Raw genomic sequence first — 13,887 nt, 5'->3', positions numbered from 1 at the left:
GTGTTTTTTCGATGTAACAAATTCCATTCCGGGCAAATTGTTATATCGTGACATTTATATTCCCTTTGTTAGACTCGCAGCCAACAAGTCATTAAGACGAGATGAGCAAAGATGAAGAAAATTCCTTTACCAAAAGACTTTTTATGGGGTGGCGCCGTCGCCGCGCACCAGGTTGAAGGCGGCTGGAATAAAGACGGCAAAGGCCCGAGCATCTGCGACGTGCTTACCGGCGGCGCGCACGGCGTGCCGCGCGAGATAACCCAGCAGGTAGAGCCGGGCAAGTACTATCCGAACCACGAAGCCATCGATTTCCACGGCCGCTACAAAGAAGACATCAAGCTGTTCGCCGAGATGGGCTTCAAGTGCTTCCGCACCTCTATCGCCTGGACGCGCATCTTCCCGCTGGGCGACGAAAGCCAGCCGAATGAAGAAGGGCTGAAATTCTACGATGACATGTTCGATGAACTGCTGAAGTACAACATCGAACCGGTTATTACCCTCTCCCACTTTGAGATGCCGCTGCATCTGGTTCAGCAGTACGGCGGCTGGACCAACCGCAAAGTGGTCGATTTCTTTGTGCGCTTCGCCGAAGTGGTCTTCGAGCGCTATAAGCACAAAGTGAAATACTGGATGACCTTTAACGAGATCAACAACCAGCGTAACTGCCGCGCGCCGCTGTTTGGCTACTGCTGCTCCGGCGTGGTCTATACCGAGCATGAAAACCCGGAAGAGACCATGTACCAGGTGCTGCACCATCAGTTTGTCGCCAGCGCGCTGGCGGTGAAGGCAGCGCGTCAAATCAATCCGGAGATGCAGGTGGGCTGCATGCTGGCAATGGTCGCCCTCTATCCGTTCTCCTGCAAGCCGGAAGACGTGATGTTTGCCCAGGAATCAATGCGTGAACGCTACGTCTTTACCGACGTCCAGCTGCGCGGCTACTACCCGAGCTACGTCCTGAACGAATGGGAACGCCGCGGCTTCAATATCAACATGGAGGACGGCGATGCGCAAATCCTGCGCGAAGGCACCTGCGCGTATCTCGGCTTCAGCTACTACATGACCAACGCGGTGAAAGCGGAAGGCGGCACCGGCGACGCGATCTCCGGCTTTGAAGGCAGCGTGCCCAACCCGCACGTCAAAGCCTCCGACTGGGGCTGGCAGATTGACCCGGTCGGCCTGCGCTATGCGCTGTGTGAACTGTATGAGCGCTACCAGAAGCCGCTGTTTATCGTCGAAAACGGCTTCGGCGCGTACGATAAAGTCGAGGAAGACGGCAACATCAACGACGACTATCGCATCGACTATCTGCGCGCTCACGTCGAAGAGATGATCAAAGCGGTGACTTACGACGGCGTTGAGCTAATGGGCTATACCCCGTGGGGCTGCATCGACTGCGTCTCCTTCACGACCGGTCAGTACAGCAAGCGCTACGGCTTTATCTACGTCAACAAACATGACGATGGTACCGGCGATATGTCCCGCTTGCGCAAGAAGAGCTTTAACTGGTACAAAGAGGTTATCGCCAGCAACGGCGAGAAACTGTAATCATCTTGCCCCTTTCCAGCCGGAAGGGGGCAAAACTTCCCACAAAACAGACACTTCTTTACAGCTTTAGCATTGCTAACCCACGCTCAGCCGATAAGATAAACCACATCAATCGTTGAGTCGCTGACGCTGACTTCGTGAATCAACGCCGCACGCTGCCGGCCTTTCCGGCGCATCACAATGTAGAAAAATGATGCTAAACGTCTTCAGACAGATCCTGATATGGCTGCTGATTGTCGCCGCCGTCAGCCTGGCGGTGGATTACCTGCGCAGGCCCGCGCTGCCGCAGAATTTCTCCAGCATGCCGCTGCAAACGCTTGATGGCCGAACGGTCGATCTGGCGGCAATGAGCCACGAGCGCCCTTTGCTGCTGTACGTCTGGGCCACCTGGTGCGGCGTTTGCCGCTATACCACCCCGTCGGTGGCCGCTTTAGCCAACGATGGCGGCAATGTGATGACGGTAGCGCTACGCTCCGGCGACAACGCCGCTCTGGCGCGATGGCTGGCGCATAAAAAAATGGCGCTGCCGACGATCAATGACGCCAGCGGTCAGCTATCCCAACGGTGGGAGGTGCAGGTCACGCCGACCCTTATCGTTATCTCGCGCGGCGAGGTGAAGTCAGTCACCACCGGCTGGACCAGCGGCTGGGGGATGCGCCTGCGGCTGTGGCTGGCGTCGTAGCGCATTTCCCTGCTTGCGCTGCGCTTAGCAGGGCCAGGGATGGGGTGAGGTAAACAGATGTTGTATCCCGGGCAAGGCGTTAGCCGCCCCCCGGAAAACGAGTTCCGATTATCTCCCGCCCGCCAGCTCCAGAAAGCTGCCGGTCACGTAGGAAGCCTTCTCACTCAGCAGCCAGACGATGGCCTGAGCCACCTCCTCCGGCTGCCCGCCGCGCCGCATGGGCAGCATCGACTTCACGCGATCCACGCGCCCCGGTTCACCGCCGCTGGCGTGCATGTCGGTATAAATTAAGCCGGGGCGCACGCCGTTAACCCGAATCCCCTGCGCCGCCACCTCCAGCGACAGGCCGGTAGTCAGAGTATCAACCGCGCCCTTTGACGCGGCATAATCCACATACTCCCCCGGCGCCCCGAGGCGCGATGCCGCGGACGACACATTCACAATCGCCCCGCCCTTACCGCCGTGCTTGTGCGACATCCGCTTTACCGCCTCCCGGCAGCAGAGGAAGTAACCGGTCACGTTGGTGGCCAGCACCCGGTTAATCCGCTCCGCGCAAAGGCTTTCAATCGTCCCCTGGGTAAATAAAATGCCGGCGTTATTGACCAGCGCGGCGAGCGGTTCGCCGAGGCGATCGATAGCGGTAAACATCGCCATCACCTGCGCTTCATCGCTGACGTCCGCCCGTAGCGCAACGGCTTTGCCACCGCTGGCGATAATTTCGTTCACCACGCCGGTCGCGGCAGCGCTATTTTGGTGGTAATTCACCGCCACGGTATAGCCTTCCTGCGCCAGCAGCAGCGCCGTCGCTTTACCTATTCCCCGGCTGCCGCCCGTCACCAAAGCTATCGTCATGCCATTCTCCCAAAAAATAAAGGCGCCGCAGCGCCTTTAAAAGATAGTCTAATCAGCAGATTACTGGTATTCGCTCATCGGCACGCAGGAGCAGAACAGGTTACGGTCGCCGTAAACATCGTCCAGACGCTTAACGGTCGGCCAGTACTTGTTGTTCAGCCCCGCCGGGAAGACCGCCAGTTCACGGGTGTACGGATGGTTCCACTCGCTCACCAGTTCACCCTGAGTATGCGGCGCGTTCACCAGCGGGTTATCCTCCAGCGGCCATTCACCGCCTTTCACGCGGTCGATCTCGCCGCGAATCGCCAGCATCGCATCGATAAAGCGGTCCAGCTCCACTTTGCTTTCCGATTCGGTCGGTTCCACCATCAGCGTGCCGGCAACCGGGAAGGACATGGTCGGAGCGTGGAAACCAAAATCAATCAGTCGCTTGGCAATATCCAGCTCGCTGATGCCGGTCTCTTCTTTCAGCGGACGAATATCCAGAATACATTCGTGCGCCACGCGACCGTCGCGGCCGGTATACAGCACCGGGAACGCGTCTTTCAGCCGGGTAGCGATGTAGTTGGCGTTCAGAATCGCCATCTGGCTCGCCTGTTTCAGCCCCTCTGCGCCCATCATACGGATATACATCCAGCTGATCGGCAGAATGGAGGCGCTGCCGAACGGCGCGGCGGAAACCGCGCCCTGGCGGGTCAGCATGCCTTCAATTTGCACCACGCTGTGGCCCGGCACAAACGGCGCCAGGTGCGATTTCACGCCGATCGGCCCCATACCCGGGCCGCCGCCGCCGTGCGGAATGCAGAAGGTTTTATGCAGGTTGAGGTGCGAGACGTCCGCGCCGATAAAGCCCGGAGAGGTAATGCCGACCTGGGCGTTCATGTTCGCGCCGTCAAGGTAAACCTGGCCGCCAAACTGATGCACCACTTCGCACACTTCGCGAATAGTCTCTTCATAAACGCCGTGGGTGGACGGATAGGTCACCATGATGCAGGAGAGGTTCGCCGCATGCTGCTCGGCTTTCGCCCGCAGATCCGCCAGGTCGATGTTGCCATTTTTATCGCAGGCGACCACCACTACCTGCATTCCCGCCATCTGCGCGGAAGCCGGGTTGGTGCCGTGCGCAGAGCTTGGGATCAGGCAGATATCGCGATGCCCTTCGTTGCGGCTCTCGTGGTAATGGCGAATCGCCAGCAGGCCCGCGTATTCGCCCTGCGCGCCGGAGTTCGGCTGCATGCAGACCGCATCATAGCCGGTCAGCTTAACCAGCCAGTCGGAGAGCTGGGCAATCATCTGATGATAGCCTTCAGCCTGATCAACCGGGCAGAACGGATGCAGTTCGGCGAATTCCGGCCAGGTGATCGGGATCATCTCCGCGGCAGCATTCAGCTTCATGGTGCAGGAGCCCAGCGGGATCATCGCCTGGTTCAGCGCCAGATCCTTACGCTCCAGCGCGTGCATATAGCGCATCATCTCGGTTTCGCTGTGGTAGCGGTTGAACACCGGATGAGTGAGGATCGCATCGTCACGCAGCATGCTGGCCGGGATCGAACGGCTGTCCAGGGCCACGTCTTTATCCAGCGTGTCGATATCCAGGCCGTGATCGTCGCCCACGATGGCGCGGAACAGGTTCAGGACGTCTTCGCGCGTGGTGGCTTCATCGAGCGTGATCCCGACGGCGTGATGAATATCGCTGCGCAGGTTGATCTGCAGCGCTTCCGCCCGCGCCAGCACAGCAGCTTTATCGGCAACGTCCACGCACAGGGTATCGAAGTAGTGAACATGGCGGAGCTTAAGGCCTTTTTTCTGCAGGCCATCGGCGAGAATATCGGTCAGGCGATGAATACGGCTGGCGATACGCTTCAGGCCGGCCGGGCCGTGGAACACGGCGTACAGGCTGGCAATATTGGCCAGCAGCACCTGGGAGGTACAGATATTGGAGTTCGCTTTCTCGCGGCGAATATGCTGCTCGCGCGTCTGCATCGCCATGCGCAGCGCGGTATTACCCGCCGCATCTTTCGATACGCCGATAATACGGCCCGGCATGGAGCGTTTGAATTCATCTTTTGCGGCAAAAAACGCCGCGTGCGGGCCGCCGTAGCCCATCGGTACGCCGAAGCGCTGGGCGGAGCCAAACACAATGTCCGCGCCCTGCTTGCCCGGGGCAGTCAGCAGAACCAGGGCCATAAAATCGGCCGCGACGCTGACAATCACTTTGCGCGCTTTCAGGTCAGCTATCAGTTTGCTGTAATCGTGAACCTCGCCGGTGGTGCCTACCTGCTGCAGCAGCACGCCAAAGACGTCCTGATGGTCGAGCGCTTTTTCCGCATCATCGACAATCACATCGAAACCAAAGGTTTCCGCGCGGGTGCGCACCACGTCCAGCGTCTGCGGGTGAACGTCGGCAGCGACGAAGAAGCGGTTGGCGTTTTTCAGTTTGCTTACGCGTTTGGCCATTGCCATCGCTTCCGCGGCGGCGGTGGCTTCGTCGAGCAGCGAGGCTGAGGCAATATCGAGCCCGGTCAGGTCGAGGGTCACCTGCTGGAAATTCAGCAGTGACTCCAGGCGACCCTGGGAAACCTCCGGCTGATAAGGCGTATAGGCGGTATACCAGCCCGGATTTTCCAGCATGTTGCGCTGAATCACCGGCGGCAGCTGCACGGCGGTGTAGCCCATGCCAATGTACGACTTGAAGCGCTTGTTACGACCGGCGATCGCCTTCAGTTCCGCCAGCGCGGCGAATTCCGTGGTTGCTTCGCCCACCTGCGGCGGCGTTGCCAGCTGGATATCCTGCGGCACAATCTGGCCAATCAGGGCGTTAAGCGAATCGGCGCCAACGGTTTTCAGCATCTCCTGCTGCTGCCGGGCATCCGGGCCGATGTGACGTTCAATAAAGGCGTCACGGTTTTCAAGCTGGCCTAAAGTCTGGGTCATGAGCGATGGTTCCTGAACGTGCGGTGAATCGTGATTGTCTGACGGGTTTGCCCGGCGAGCACTGACGCTAACCGGGCCAGAAGACGCAAATCATTCGCGTTGCAGGAAGCCAACGCCCCTGCAACGTGAAGGATGAAGCGTATTTATTCGTCTTCTAACAGAGCTTCATATGCGGTCGCATCCAGCAGCGCGGCAACCTGAGCTTCATCGCTGGCTTTGATTTTAAAGATCCAGCCGCCGGCGTACGGCTCGCTGTTGACCAGCTCAGGGGAGTCGTTCAGCTCTTCATTGACGGCAACAATTTCGCCGCTAATCGGCGCGTAGATATCGGAAGCGGCTTTGACGGATTCGGCAACCGCGCAGTCGGCGCCCGCTTCTACGGCGGCGCCCACTTCCGGCAGGTCAACGAAAACCATATCGCCAAGCAGCTCCTGCGCGTGCTCGGTGATACCGACGGTATAGGTGCCGTCCGCTTCTTTACGCAGCCATTCGTGTTCTTTGCTGTATTTCAGTTCTGCTGGTACGTTGCTCATCATTTCATCTCCAAATGGGAAATCACACCACGGCTTTGCCGTTGCGTACAAAAACGGGTTTCGTCACTTTGACCGGCATTTCGCGATTGCGAATCTGCACCACGGCGGTTTCACCGATGCCTTCCGGTACGCGCGCTAAGGCAATACTGTAGCCCAGCGTCGGGGAGAAGGTGCCGCTGGTGATAATGCCTTCTTTCTGATTGCCATCGGCATCGCTGAAGCGCACCGGCAGGCCGCCGCGCAGAACGCCTTTCTCGGTCATCACCAGGCCGACCAGCTGTTCGGTGCCTTTTTCACGCTGGAGTTCCAGCGCTTCACGCCCGATAAAATCACGGTCAGCCGGTTCCCAGGCAATGGTCCAGCCCATGTTAGCCGCCAGCGGAGAGACGCCTTCGTCCATCTCCTGGCCATAAAGATTCATGCCCGCTTCCAGGCGCAGCGTATCGCGCGCGCCAAGGCCGCACGGCTTAACGCCCGCGTCCAGCAGGCCGCGCCAGAAATCCACCGCCTGCTCGTTCGGCAGCGCGATTTCATAACCCGCTTCACCGGTATAGCCGGTAGTCGCAATAAACAGATCGCCCGCCTGCACGCCAAAGAACGGCTTCATGCCTTCCACGGCCTGGCGCTGCGCGTCGGTAAACAGCGTCGCCGCTTTCTCTTTCGCCTTTGGACCCTGTACGGCGATCAGGGAGAGATCGTCACGCACGGTTATCTCAAGACCATAGGATTCAGACTGCTGGGTGATCCAGGCGAGGTCTTTTTCACGGGTGGCGGAGTTAACAACGAGGCGGAAATAGTCTTCAGAAAGGAAATAAACAATCAGGTCATCAATGACGCCGCCGGAGGCGGTCAGCATGCCGCTATAGAGCGCTTTGCCCGGCACGGTGAGCTTCGCCACGTCGTTAGCCAGCAGATAGCGCAGGAACTCGCGGATTCGGCTGCCGTGAAAATCGACGATGGTCATGTGCGACACATCGAACATTCCGGCATCACCGCGCACCGCATGATGCTCATCGATCTGGGATCCGTAATGCAGCGGCATCATCCAGCCATGGAAATCCACCATGCGCGCGCCGCATAGCGTGTGTTGTTCAAACAACGGAGTCTGTTGAGCCATCTTTTCCTCATCGAATAAAACGGAACCAGCCACGATTTTTGGCGTTTTTGCGCCGCGAAAAACGCCGCCAGCATCGCTAAAGGACGCCGACGCAAACGTTCTCTTTGGCCTGAACTTACCACCGATATCCGCACTAAACCATAAGCCTGGTCAGGACATCACATTAGCTTATGACCAAAATCAGCCGCAGAGCCTACAGTGTTTTTATCTACAAAAAAGCGATTAAATCCGCACAAAACCAAACTAATTAGTTAAAAAAGCAGCGCATGATGATATTTTCTGCGAAATGACGAGCCTAATTTCTATAACAAAAAAAAGGTAACATTAATAAAACTAATGCGAAAAACGAGGTGAAATTAGATTATTTCAAATGAGAGGGGATAACCCGGCGCGGCGGCCGGGTGAGAGAAGTGTGACGTACTTAACGTAACCAGGCGGGCAGGTCGTTGAGGCCCATCGCTTGACGGATAAGCTGCGGCTTCACGCCGGGCAATGTATCCGCCAGCTTAAGACCGATATCGCGCAGCAGCTTCTTCGCCGGATTGTGGCCGGAGAACATGTCGCGAAAGCCCTGCATCCCCGCCAGCATCAGCGCAGCGCTATGTTTACGGCTGCGTTCATAGCGACGCAGATACAGATGCTGGCCGATATCCTTGCCCTGCGCGTGCAGGCGCTTCAGTTCGTCGATCAGCTCGGCGGCATCCATAAAGCCAAGATTGACGCCCTGCCCCGCCAGCGGATGAATGGTATGGGCGGCATCGCCGACCAGCGCCAGACGATGGGCAGCAAACTGACGCGCATAGCGGCCGGTGAGCGGGAAGACCTGGCGCTCGCTCTCCACGGCGCATAAGCCGAGGCGGTTATCGAAGGCAATATTCAGCGCCTGGTTAAAAGCGGCATCGTCCGCCTGCCGCATCCGCTCAGCCTCTTCGGGAGAGAGCGACCAGACAATCGAGCAAAGATGCGGATCGCTCAGCGGCAGAAACGCCAGAATCCCTTCGCCGTGGAACGCCTGACGTGCCACCGCTTCGTGCGGTTCTTCGGTGCGAATAGTGGCAACCAGCGCGTGATGGTGATAATCCCAGTAGGTGAGCGGGATATCGGCTTTATTGCGCAACCATGAATTGGCCCCATCGGCGCCAACCACCAGCCGGGCGGTTAACATCGTGCCGTCCTGCAGGCTAAGAAAGGCCTCGTTCTCCCCCCACGCAACCTGCTGCAGCTGCGCCGGGGCCAGCAGAGTGACGTCCGCGCAGCGCTGCGCTTTTTGCCACAGGGCGTGGTGAACCACGGCGTTTTCAATAATATGCCCAAGGTGGCTAAAGCCCATGCTCTGGTCATCAAAGCTGATGCGGCCAAAACTGTCTTTATCCCACACTTCCATACCGTGGTAGCAGCTGGCGCGCTGGGCGATAATATCCTGCCAGACGCCCAGTTTGCTCAGCAGCTTCTCGCTGGCGGCGTTAACCGCCGACACCCGCAGCGCCGGCGGCGCATCCGCGCTTAACGGCTGAGGCGCGGCCTGTTCCAGCACCGCAACGCGCAGCCCGCTGCCCTGCAAACCGCAGGCAACCGCCAGCCCCACCATTCCACCGCCAACAATAGCGACATCAACACTTTGCACGTTTCACTCCTTAACGGGGAACCCAACCGAGGGTACGCTGCGCCAGCGCATCGCGCGCCGGGGTAAATAATTCCATCGCCATCAGGCCGACGTTGCGCCCCACCACCAGCGGCGCCCAGCGATTGGCGAACAGATGCACCAGCCCATCGGTCACGCCGACGGTGGCGGCTTTATCTGCGGCGCGTCGGGTCTGATAGCGGCTCAGAAGCGGATAGCCGCCCGGATCCTCTCCTTCTGCCTGCGCCTGCGCCAGCATTTCCGCCAGGCTCATGACGTCGCGCAGACCGAGGTTAAATCCCTGCCCGGCAATAGGATGCAGCGTTTGCGCCGCGTTGCCGACCAGCGCCAGCCGATGCGCAACCGTGCGGCTGGCTCGGGTGAGCGAGAGCGGATACACGCTGCGCTTTCCGGCATGGACGATCCGGCCAAGACGCCAGCCGAATGCCTGCTGAAGCTCATGGCGGAAGCGTTCGTCCGACCAGCTCAGCACCTCTTCACGCCGCGACTGCGGATGACACCACACCAGCGAGCAGCGGCCCTGCGACATGGGCAGCATCGCCAGCGGGCCGTGTGGGGTAAAGCGTTCAAACGCGCGCCCGCTATGCGGCTGCGCGGTACTGACGTTGGCGATAATCGCCAGCTGTTCATAGGGTTCCTGCTGCCAGCTGATACCGCAGCGGGCCCCCAGCGTCGAGCGCGAGCCGTCGGCGGCGACCAGCAGTTTACCGCTGAGGGTTTCGCCGTTGTCCAGAACCAGGTTGACGCTCTCTTCGCTGCGGCTGACATTTTCCACCTTTGCCGGGCAGTGCAGCGTCACGCCCGGCGCCTTGCGCAGCTGCGCAAACAGGCGCTGGCCGACATCGTGCAGCTCGACCACCTGGCCCAGCGCCGCCAGCCCATACTCCTCAGCCTCGAGCGTCACAAACCCCGCGTGGCCGCGATCGCTGACGTGAACGCGCTGAATGGCCGTGGCGCAGTCGGCTATCTCTTGCCAGATATCAACGCGAGCCAGCTGCTGGCAGGTACCGGCAGCCAGAGCGATGGCGCGGGCGTCAAAGCCCGGATGCTGCACGGAATCCGGCGCAGATGCTTCAACCAGATGCACCGGCAGCGTACCGCCGGTCAGGCGAGATATCGCTAGCGCCAGCGTCGCGCCGGTCATTCCTCCGCCGACGATCAGGATGCTCATAGCTGGCGCGCCGCCGCCATCAGCGCCTCGATATCGTCCGCTTTTTTCACTACGCCGGCGGTGAGGTTCTCATTACCGTCTTCGGTAATGACGATGTCGTCTTCAATACGAATGCCGATGCCGCGGTACTGGGCCGGCACGTCGGCATCCGTCGCAATATACAGCCCCGGTTCAACGGTCAGCACCATTCCCGGCTCAAGAATACGCGAGCGGTCAACGTCATAGCTGCCGACATCATGCACGTCGAGCCCCAGCCAGTGGCTCAGGCCATGCATAAAGAAAGGTCGATGGGCGTTATTGGCAATCAGCTCATCAATTTCACCTTTCAGGATCCCCAGACGCACGAGGCCGGTAATCATAATCCGCACCACCTGCTGGTTAACCTCTTTAATTGAGGTACCCGGGCGATAGAGCTTCAGCGAGGTTTCCAGAGATTCAAGAACGATATCGTAAATCTCGCGCTGGGCCGGGCTAAATTTGCCGTTAACCGGGAAGGTGCGGGTGATATCGCCCGCGTAGCCGCGGTATTCGCAGCCTGCGTCAATCAGCACCAGATCGCCGTCGCGCAGCTCGCACTCATTTTCGGTGTAGTGCAGGATGCAGCCATTTTCGCCGCCGCCCACGATGGTGTTATAAGAAGGAAAGCGCGCGCCGTGACGGTTGAATTCGTGAAGGATCTCGCCTTCCAGATGATATTCGAACATCCCGGGACGGCATTTTTCCATAGCGCGGGTGTGGGCCAGCGCGGAGATCTCCCCTGCGCGGCGCATGACCTCCAGCTCTTCTGCCGATTTAAACAGGCGCATCTCATGCACCATCGGCCGCCAGTCAATGACCGAGCCTGGCGCCTGCAGATTCTGCCGTACGCCTTTGCGCAGTTTTTCCAGCGCGTTAAACACGATGTCGTCGGCGTAGGCATATTCGCCCTGGGCAAAGTAGATAGCGTCGAGGCCGTTAAGGAGCTGGAACAGCTGCTGATTGATTTCACTAAATGCCAGCGCGCGATCGACGCCCAGCTTCGCGGGGGCAGCTTCCTGCCCGAGGCGGCGGCCAAACCAGATTTCAGCGGTCAGATCGCGCACGCGGTTAAACAACACGCTGTGGTTGTGCGTCTCATCGCTTTTAATCAATACCAACAGCGCTTCTGGCTCATTAAAGCCGGTGAAGTACCAAAAATCGCTGCTCTGCCGGTAGGGATATTCTGAATCTGCGCTGCGTACCGCTTCCGGCGCGGCGAAAATGAGCGCTGCGCTGCCCGGCTGCATCTGCGCCAGTAGAGCCTGGCGACGAGAGAGAAATTCCTGCTGAGTCATGACGCCCCCTGAACGATTTAATGAATGATTAGTGTAGCGTCGGCTTTTGAACTTCCGGCGCAGTGGGTTTCTGAAGAGAGAAGGTGTCGTGGCACAGCAGCGCAGCAACGCGTACGTATTCGATAATCTCCTCCAGAGACATTTCGAGCTCTTCCTGATCCTCGTCTTCGTCATACCCGAGCTGAGCAATATTGCGCAGATCGTCGATGGCTTCACCCGTTTCGTCTTTGACTTTATCCAGCTTAGGCTGCGTCACGCCCAGCCCAAGCAGAAAATGGTTCACCCAACCCGCGAGCGCATCGGCGCGATCGAACACGCTCACCTCGTCGCCATCCGGCAGGTAGAGCTGGAATAAGAAACCGTCATCCTCCAGCGAGTCGCTGGTGGCGGAATGCATGTTACGCAGCGCCTGCGCCAGCTCGTGACCAAAAGCCAGACCTTCGTTAGTCAGATCGTGCACCAACGGCTGCCAGCTGCTGTCTTTGTTGCCGCCGCACAGGATCCCGCTAATCAAACCGTGCATTTCGGCAGGGGTTAATCCTACCCCTTGTTGGTTCAGTAACTGGTCTACAGCGTTGTAGCCAGGCATTTCGTTCTGTATAGACATGCGCATTCGTCATCGTTGGGAGGAATATTCATGATATGCTACCACTTTGGACCCTGGTGAACCAGAATAGGGCTTGTATCTTAAAACCAGGGTAGCTATAGTGTCGCCCCTTCGCAGACCCTCCCAGGGCGTGAAGGCCGCGCAGTCAATCAGCAGGAAGGTGGCATGTCTGCACAACCCGTAGATCTCCAAATTTTTGGCCGTTCACTACGAGTGAATTGCCCGCCTGAACAAAGGGATGCCTTAAACCAGGCAGCTGACGACCTGAATCAGCGGTTGCAAGATTTAAAAGAACGCACTAGAGTCACAAATACTGAGCAGCTGGTCTTCATCGCCGCGTTGAACATCAGCTATGAGTTGACTCAGGAAAAAGCGAAAACCCGCGACTACGCCGCCAGCATGGAGCAGCGTATTCGGATGCTTCAGCAGACCATCGAACAAGCATTGCTTGAGCAAGGTCGCATAAGCGAAAGACCCGGGCAGAAGTTTGAATAACACTTTGCATTTAACTGTGTTAGAGTAATCGCAAGAACAAAATTTCTCTGAGATGTTTGCAAGCGGGCCAGTCCCCTGAGCCGATATTTCATACCACAAGAATGTGGCGCTCCACGGTTGGTGAGCATGCTCGGCCCGTCCGAGAAGCCTTAAAACTGTGACGACACATTCACCTTGAACCAAGGGTTCAAGGGTTACAGCCTGCGGCGGCATCTCGGAGATTCCCTTCTTTTTCGTTTCATCCCCCCTAAGTTAATTTTCGGCTTTTGCCGTCGTGTATTAGACTACGCCTGTTGGTATCGTTTGCTCACCGATGAGACTCAGGTATGACCCTATTGTCAGATATCCCCTTTACCAGGCAGCAAATTCGTCAGCAGATCCGCCAGCGCCGACGCGCGTTAACGCCGGAGCAGCAAACCCAGTTCGCCCTCCATGCGGCGGACAGAATGATGGCGTATCCGCCGGTTCTGCTCGCGCAGACGGTCGCGGTATTTCTTTCGTTTGATGGCGAGCTGGATACGCGGCCGCTGATTGATCAGCTCTGGCGGGCAGGCAAACGGGTCTATCTCCCCGTGCTTCATCCGTTCAGCCCCGGCAATCTTCTGTTTCTGCACTACCACCCAAGCAGCGATCTGGTGGTGAATCGTCTGAACATCCGCGAACCGAAGCTCGACGTGCGCGATGTCCTCCCGCTTAGCCAGCTGGATGTACTGGTAACGCCGCTGGTCGCGTTTGATGCCGCCGGACAGCGCCTGGGTATGGGCGGCGGATTTTACGACCGGACGCTGCAAAACTGGCGGCAGCATCGCCTGCAGCCGGTCGGCTACGCGCATGATTGCCAGCAGGTCGACGCGCTGCCGACGGAGCAGTGGGATATCCCGCTGCCAGCGGTCATCACTCCGTCAAAAACCTGGCTCTGGTAAAACGTCGAACAATTGACATTGCTGATTTTTTCACCTAAATTCCTGGATAAAGGGTGAGGGAGGCGAACCTCCC

Annotated in this window: 12 protein-coding genes and 1 other RNA gene; 5 read left to right on the top strand and 8 right to left on the bottom strand. The window is 58.4% G+C overall.

Translation table 11 applies throughout. The features are described from left to right. Positions 1–111 precede the first annotated feature (111 nt). Together F8562_RS23010 and F8562_RS23005 are read left to right on the top strand one after the other, a co-directional pair. Positions 112–1,545 (top strand): 6-phospho-beta-glucosidase, encoded by a 1,434-nt coding sequence (locus tag F8562_RS23010; protein WP_014839512.1) that lies wholly within the window; start codon positions 112–114, stop codon positions 1,543–1,545. Between the two features lie 190 nt (positions 1,546–1,735). Beyond that, entirely contained in the window at positions 1,736–2,227 is a 492-nt protein-coding gene (locus tag F8562_RS23005; RefSeq protein ID WP_004854083.1) for a protein disulfide oxidoreductase, read from the top strand. Positions 2,228–2,335: 108 nt separating this feature from the next. Here the strand turns inward: F8562_RS23005 and F8562_RS23000 are convergent, their stop codons facing one another. The 8 genes from F8562_RS23000 to F8562_RS22965 all read right to left on the bottom strand — a co-directional run bounded on the left by F8562_RS23000 (position 2,336) and on the right by F8562_RS22965 (position 12,396). Next, positions 2,336–3,079 carry an SDR family oxidoreductase gene (locus tag F8562_RS23000; protein ID WP_025105965.1) on the bottom strand — a complete coding sequence of 248 codons (744 nt, stop codon included), beginning with the start codon at positions 3,077–3,079 and terminating at the stop codon, positions 2,336–2,338. Positions 3,080–3,139: 60 nt separating this feature from the next. After that, entirely contained in the window at positions 3,140–6,013 is a 2,874-nt protein-coding gene (gcvP, locus tag F8562_RS22995; RefSeq protein ID WP_014839514.1) for an aminomethyl-transferring glycine dehydrogenase, read from the bottom strand. A gap of 143 nt (positions 6,014–6,156) precedes the next feature. Then, a complete protein-coding gene (gcvH, locus tag F8562_RS22990; protein ID WP_004854088.1) occupies positions 6,157–6,546 on the bottom strand; it encodes a glycine cleavage system protein GcvH in 390 nt (129 codons plus the stop codon). 22 nt (positions 6,547–6,568) lie between these two features. Next, on the bottom strand, positions 6,569–7,663 hold the full coding sequence (gene gcvT / locus F8562_RS22985; protein ID WP_009654955.1) for a glycine cleavage system aminomethyltransferase GcvT: 1,095 nt from the start codon (positions 7,661–7,663) through the stop codon (positions 6,569–6,571). Between the two features lie 421 nt (positions 7,664–8,084). Then, positions 8,085–9,287 carry an FAD-dependent 2-octaprenylphenol hydroxylase gene (gene ubiI, locus F8562_RS22980; RefSeq protein WP_014839515.1) on the bottom strand — a complete coding sequence of 401 codons (1,203 nt, stop codon included), beginning with the start codon at positions 9,285–9,287 and terminating at the stop codon, positions 8,085–8,087. 10 nt (positions 9,288–9,297) lie between these two features. Beyond that, on the bottom strand, positions 9,298–10,476 hold the full coding sequence (gene ubiH / locus F8562_RS22975; protein WP_014839516.1) for a 2-octaprenyl-6-methoxyphenyl hydroxylase: 1,179 nt from the start codon (positions 10,474–10,476) through the stop codon (positions 9,298–9,300). Beyond that, positions 10,473–11,789 carry a Xaa-Pro aminopeptidase gene (gene pepP, locus F8562_RS22970; protein WP_014226807.1) on the bottom strand — a complete coding sequence of 439 codons (1,317 nt, stop codon included), beginning with the start codon at positions 11,787–11,789 and terminating at the stop codon, positions 10,473–10,475. Before pepP ends, ubiH begins: the two co-directional genes overlap by 4 nt. Before the next feature lie 28 nt (positions 11,790–11,817). Further along, on the bottom strand, positions 11,818–12,396 hold the full coding sequence (locus F8562_RS22965) for a YecA family protein (protein WP_004133578.1): 579 nt from the start codon (positions 12,394–12,396) through the stop codon (positions 11,818–11,820). A 165-nt stretch (positions 12,397–12,561) separates the two neighbouring features. Between F8562_RS22965 and zapA the strand changes: the two genes are divergently transcribed. The 3 genes from zapA to F8562_RS22950 all read left to right on the top strand — a co-directional run bounded on the left by zapA (position 12,562) and on the right by F8562_RS22950 (position 13,814). Next, positions 12,562–12,891 (top strand): cell division protein ZapA, encoded by a 330-nt coding sequence (gene zapA / locus F8562_RS22960; protein WP_004105598.1) that lies wholly within the window; start codon positions 12,562–12,564, stop codon positions 12,889–12,891. A 41-nt stretch (positions 12,892–12,932) separates the two neighbouring features. Further along, positions 12,933–13,116, top strand: a non-coding RNA gene (gene ssrS / locus F8562_RS22955) — 6S RNA. Between the two features lie 101 nt (positions 13,117–13,217). Continuing rightward, entirely contained in the window at positions 13,218–13,814 is a 597-nt protein-coding gene (locus F8562_RS22950) for a 5-formyltetrahydrofolate cyclo-ligase (RefSeq protein ID WP_014226809.1), read from the top strand. Positions 13,815–13,887: the final 73 nt, after the last annotated feature.

Origin of the sequence: Klebsiella sp. RCJ4 (genome assembly GCF_009025755.1) — a bacterium.
Lineage (GTDB): Bacteria > Pseudomonadota > Gammaproteobacteria > Enterobacterales > Enterobacteriaceae > Klebsiella > Klebsiella michiganensis.
The sequence above is the reverse complement of the archived record's forward strand: the minus strand, read 5'-3'. Positions and strand labels throughout refer to the sequence as shown.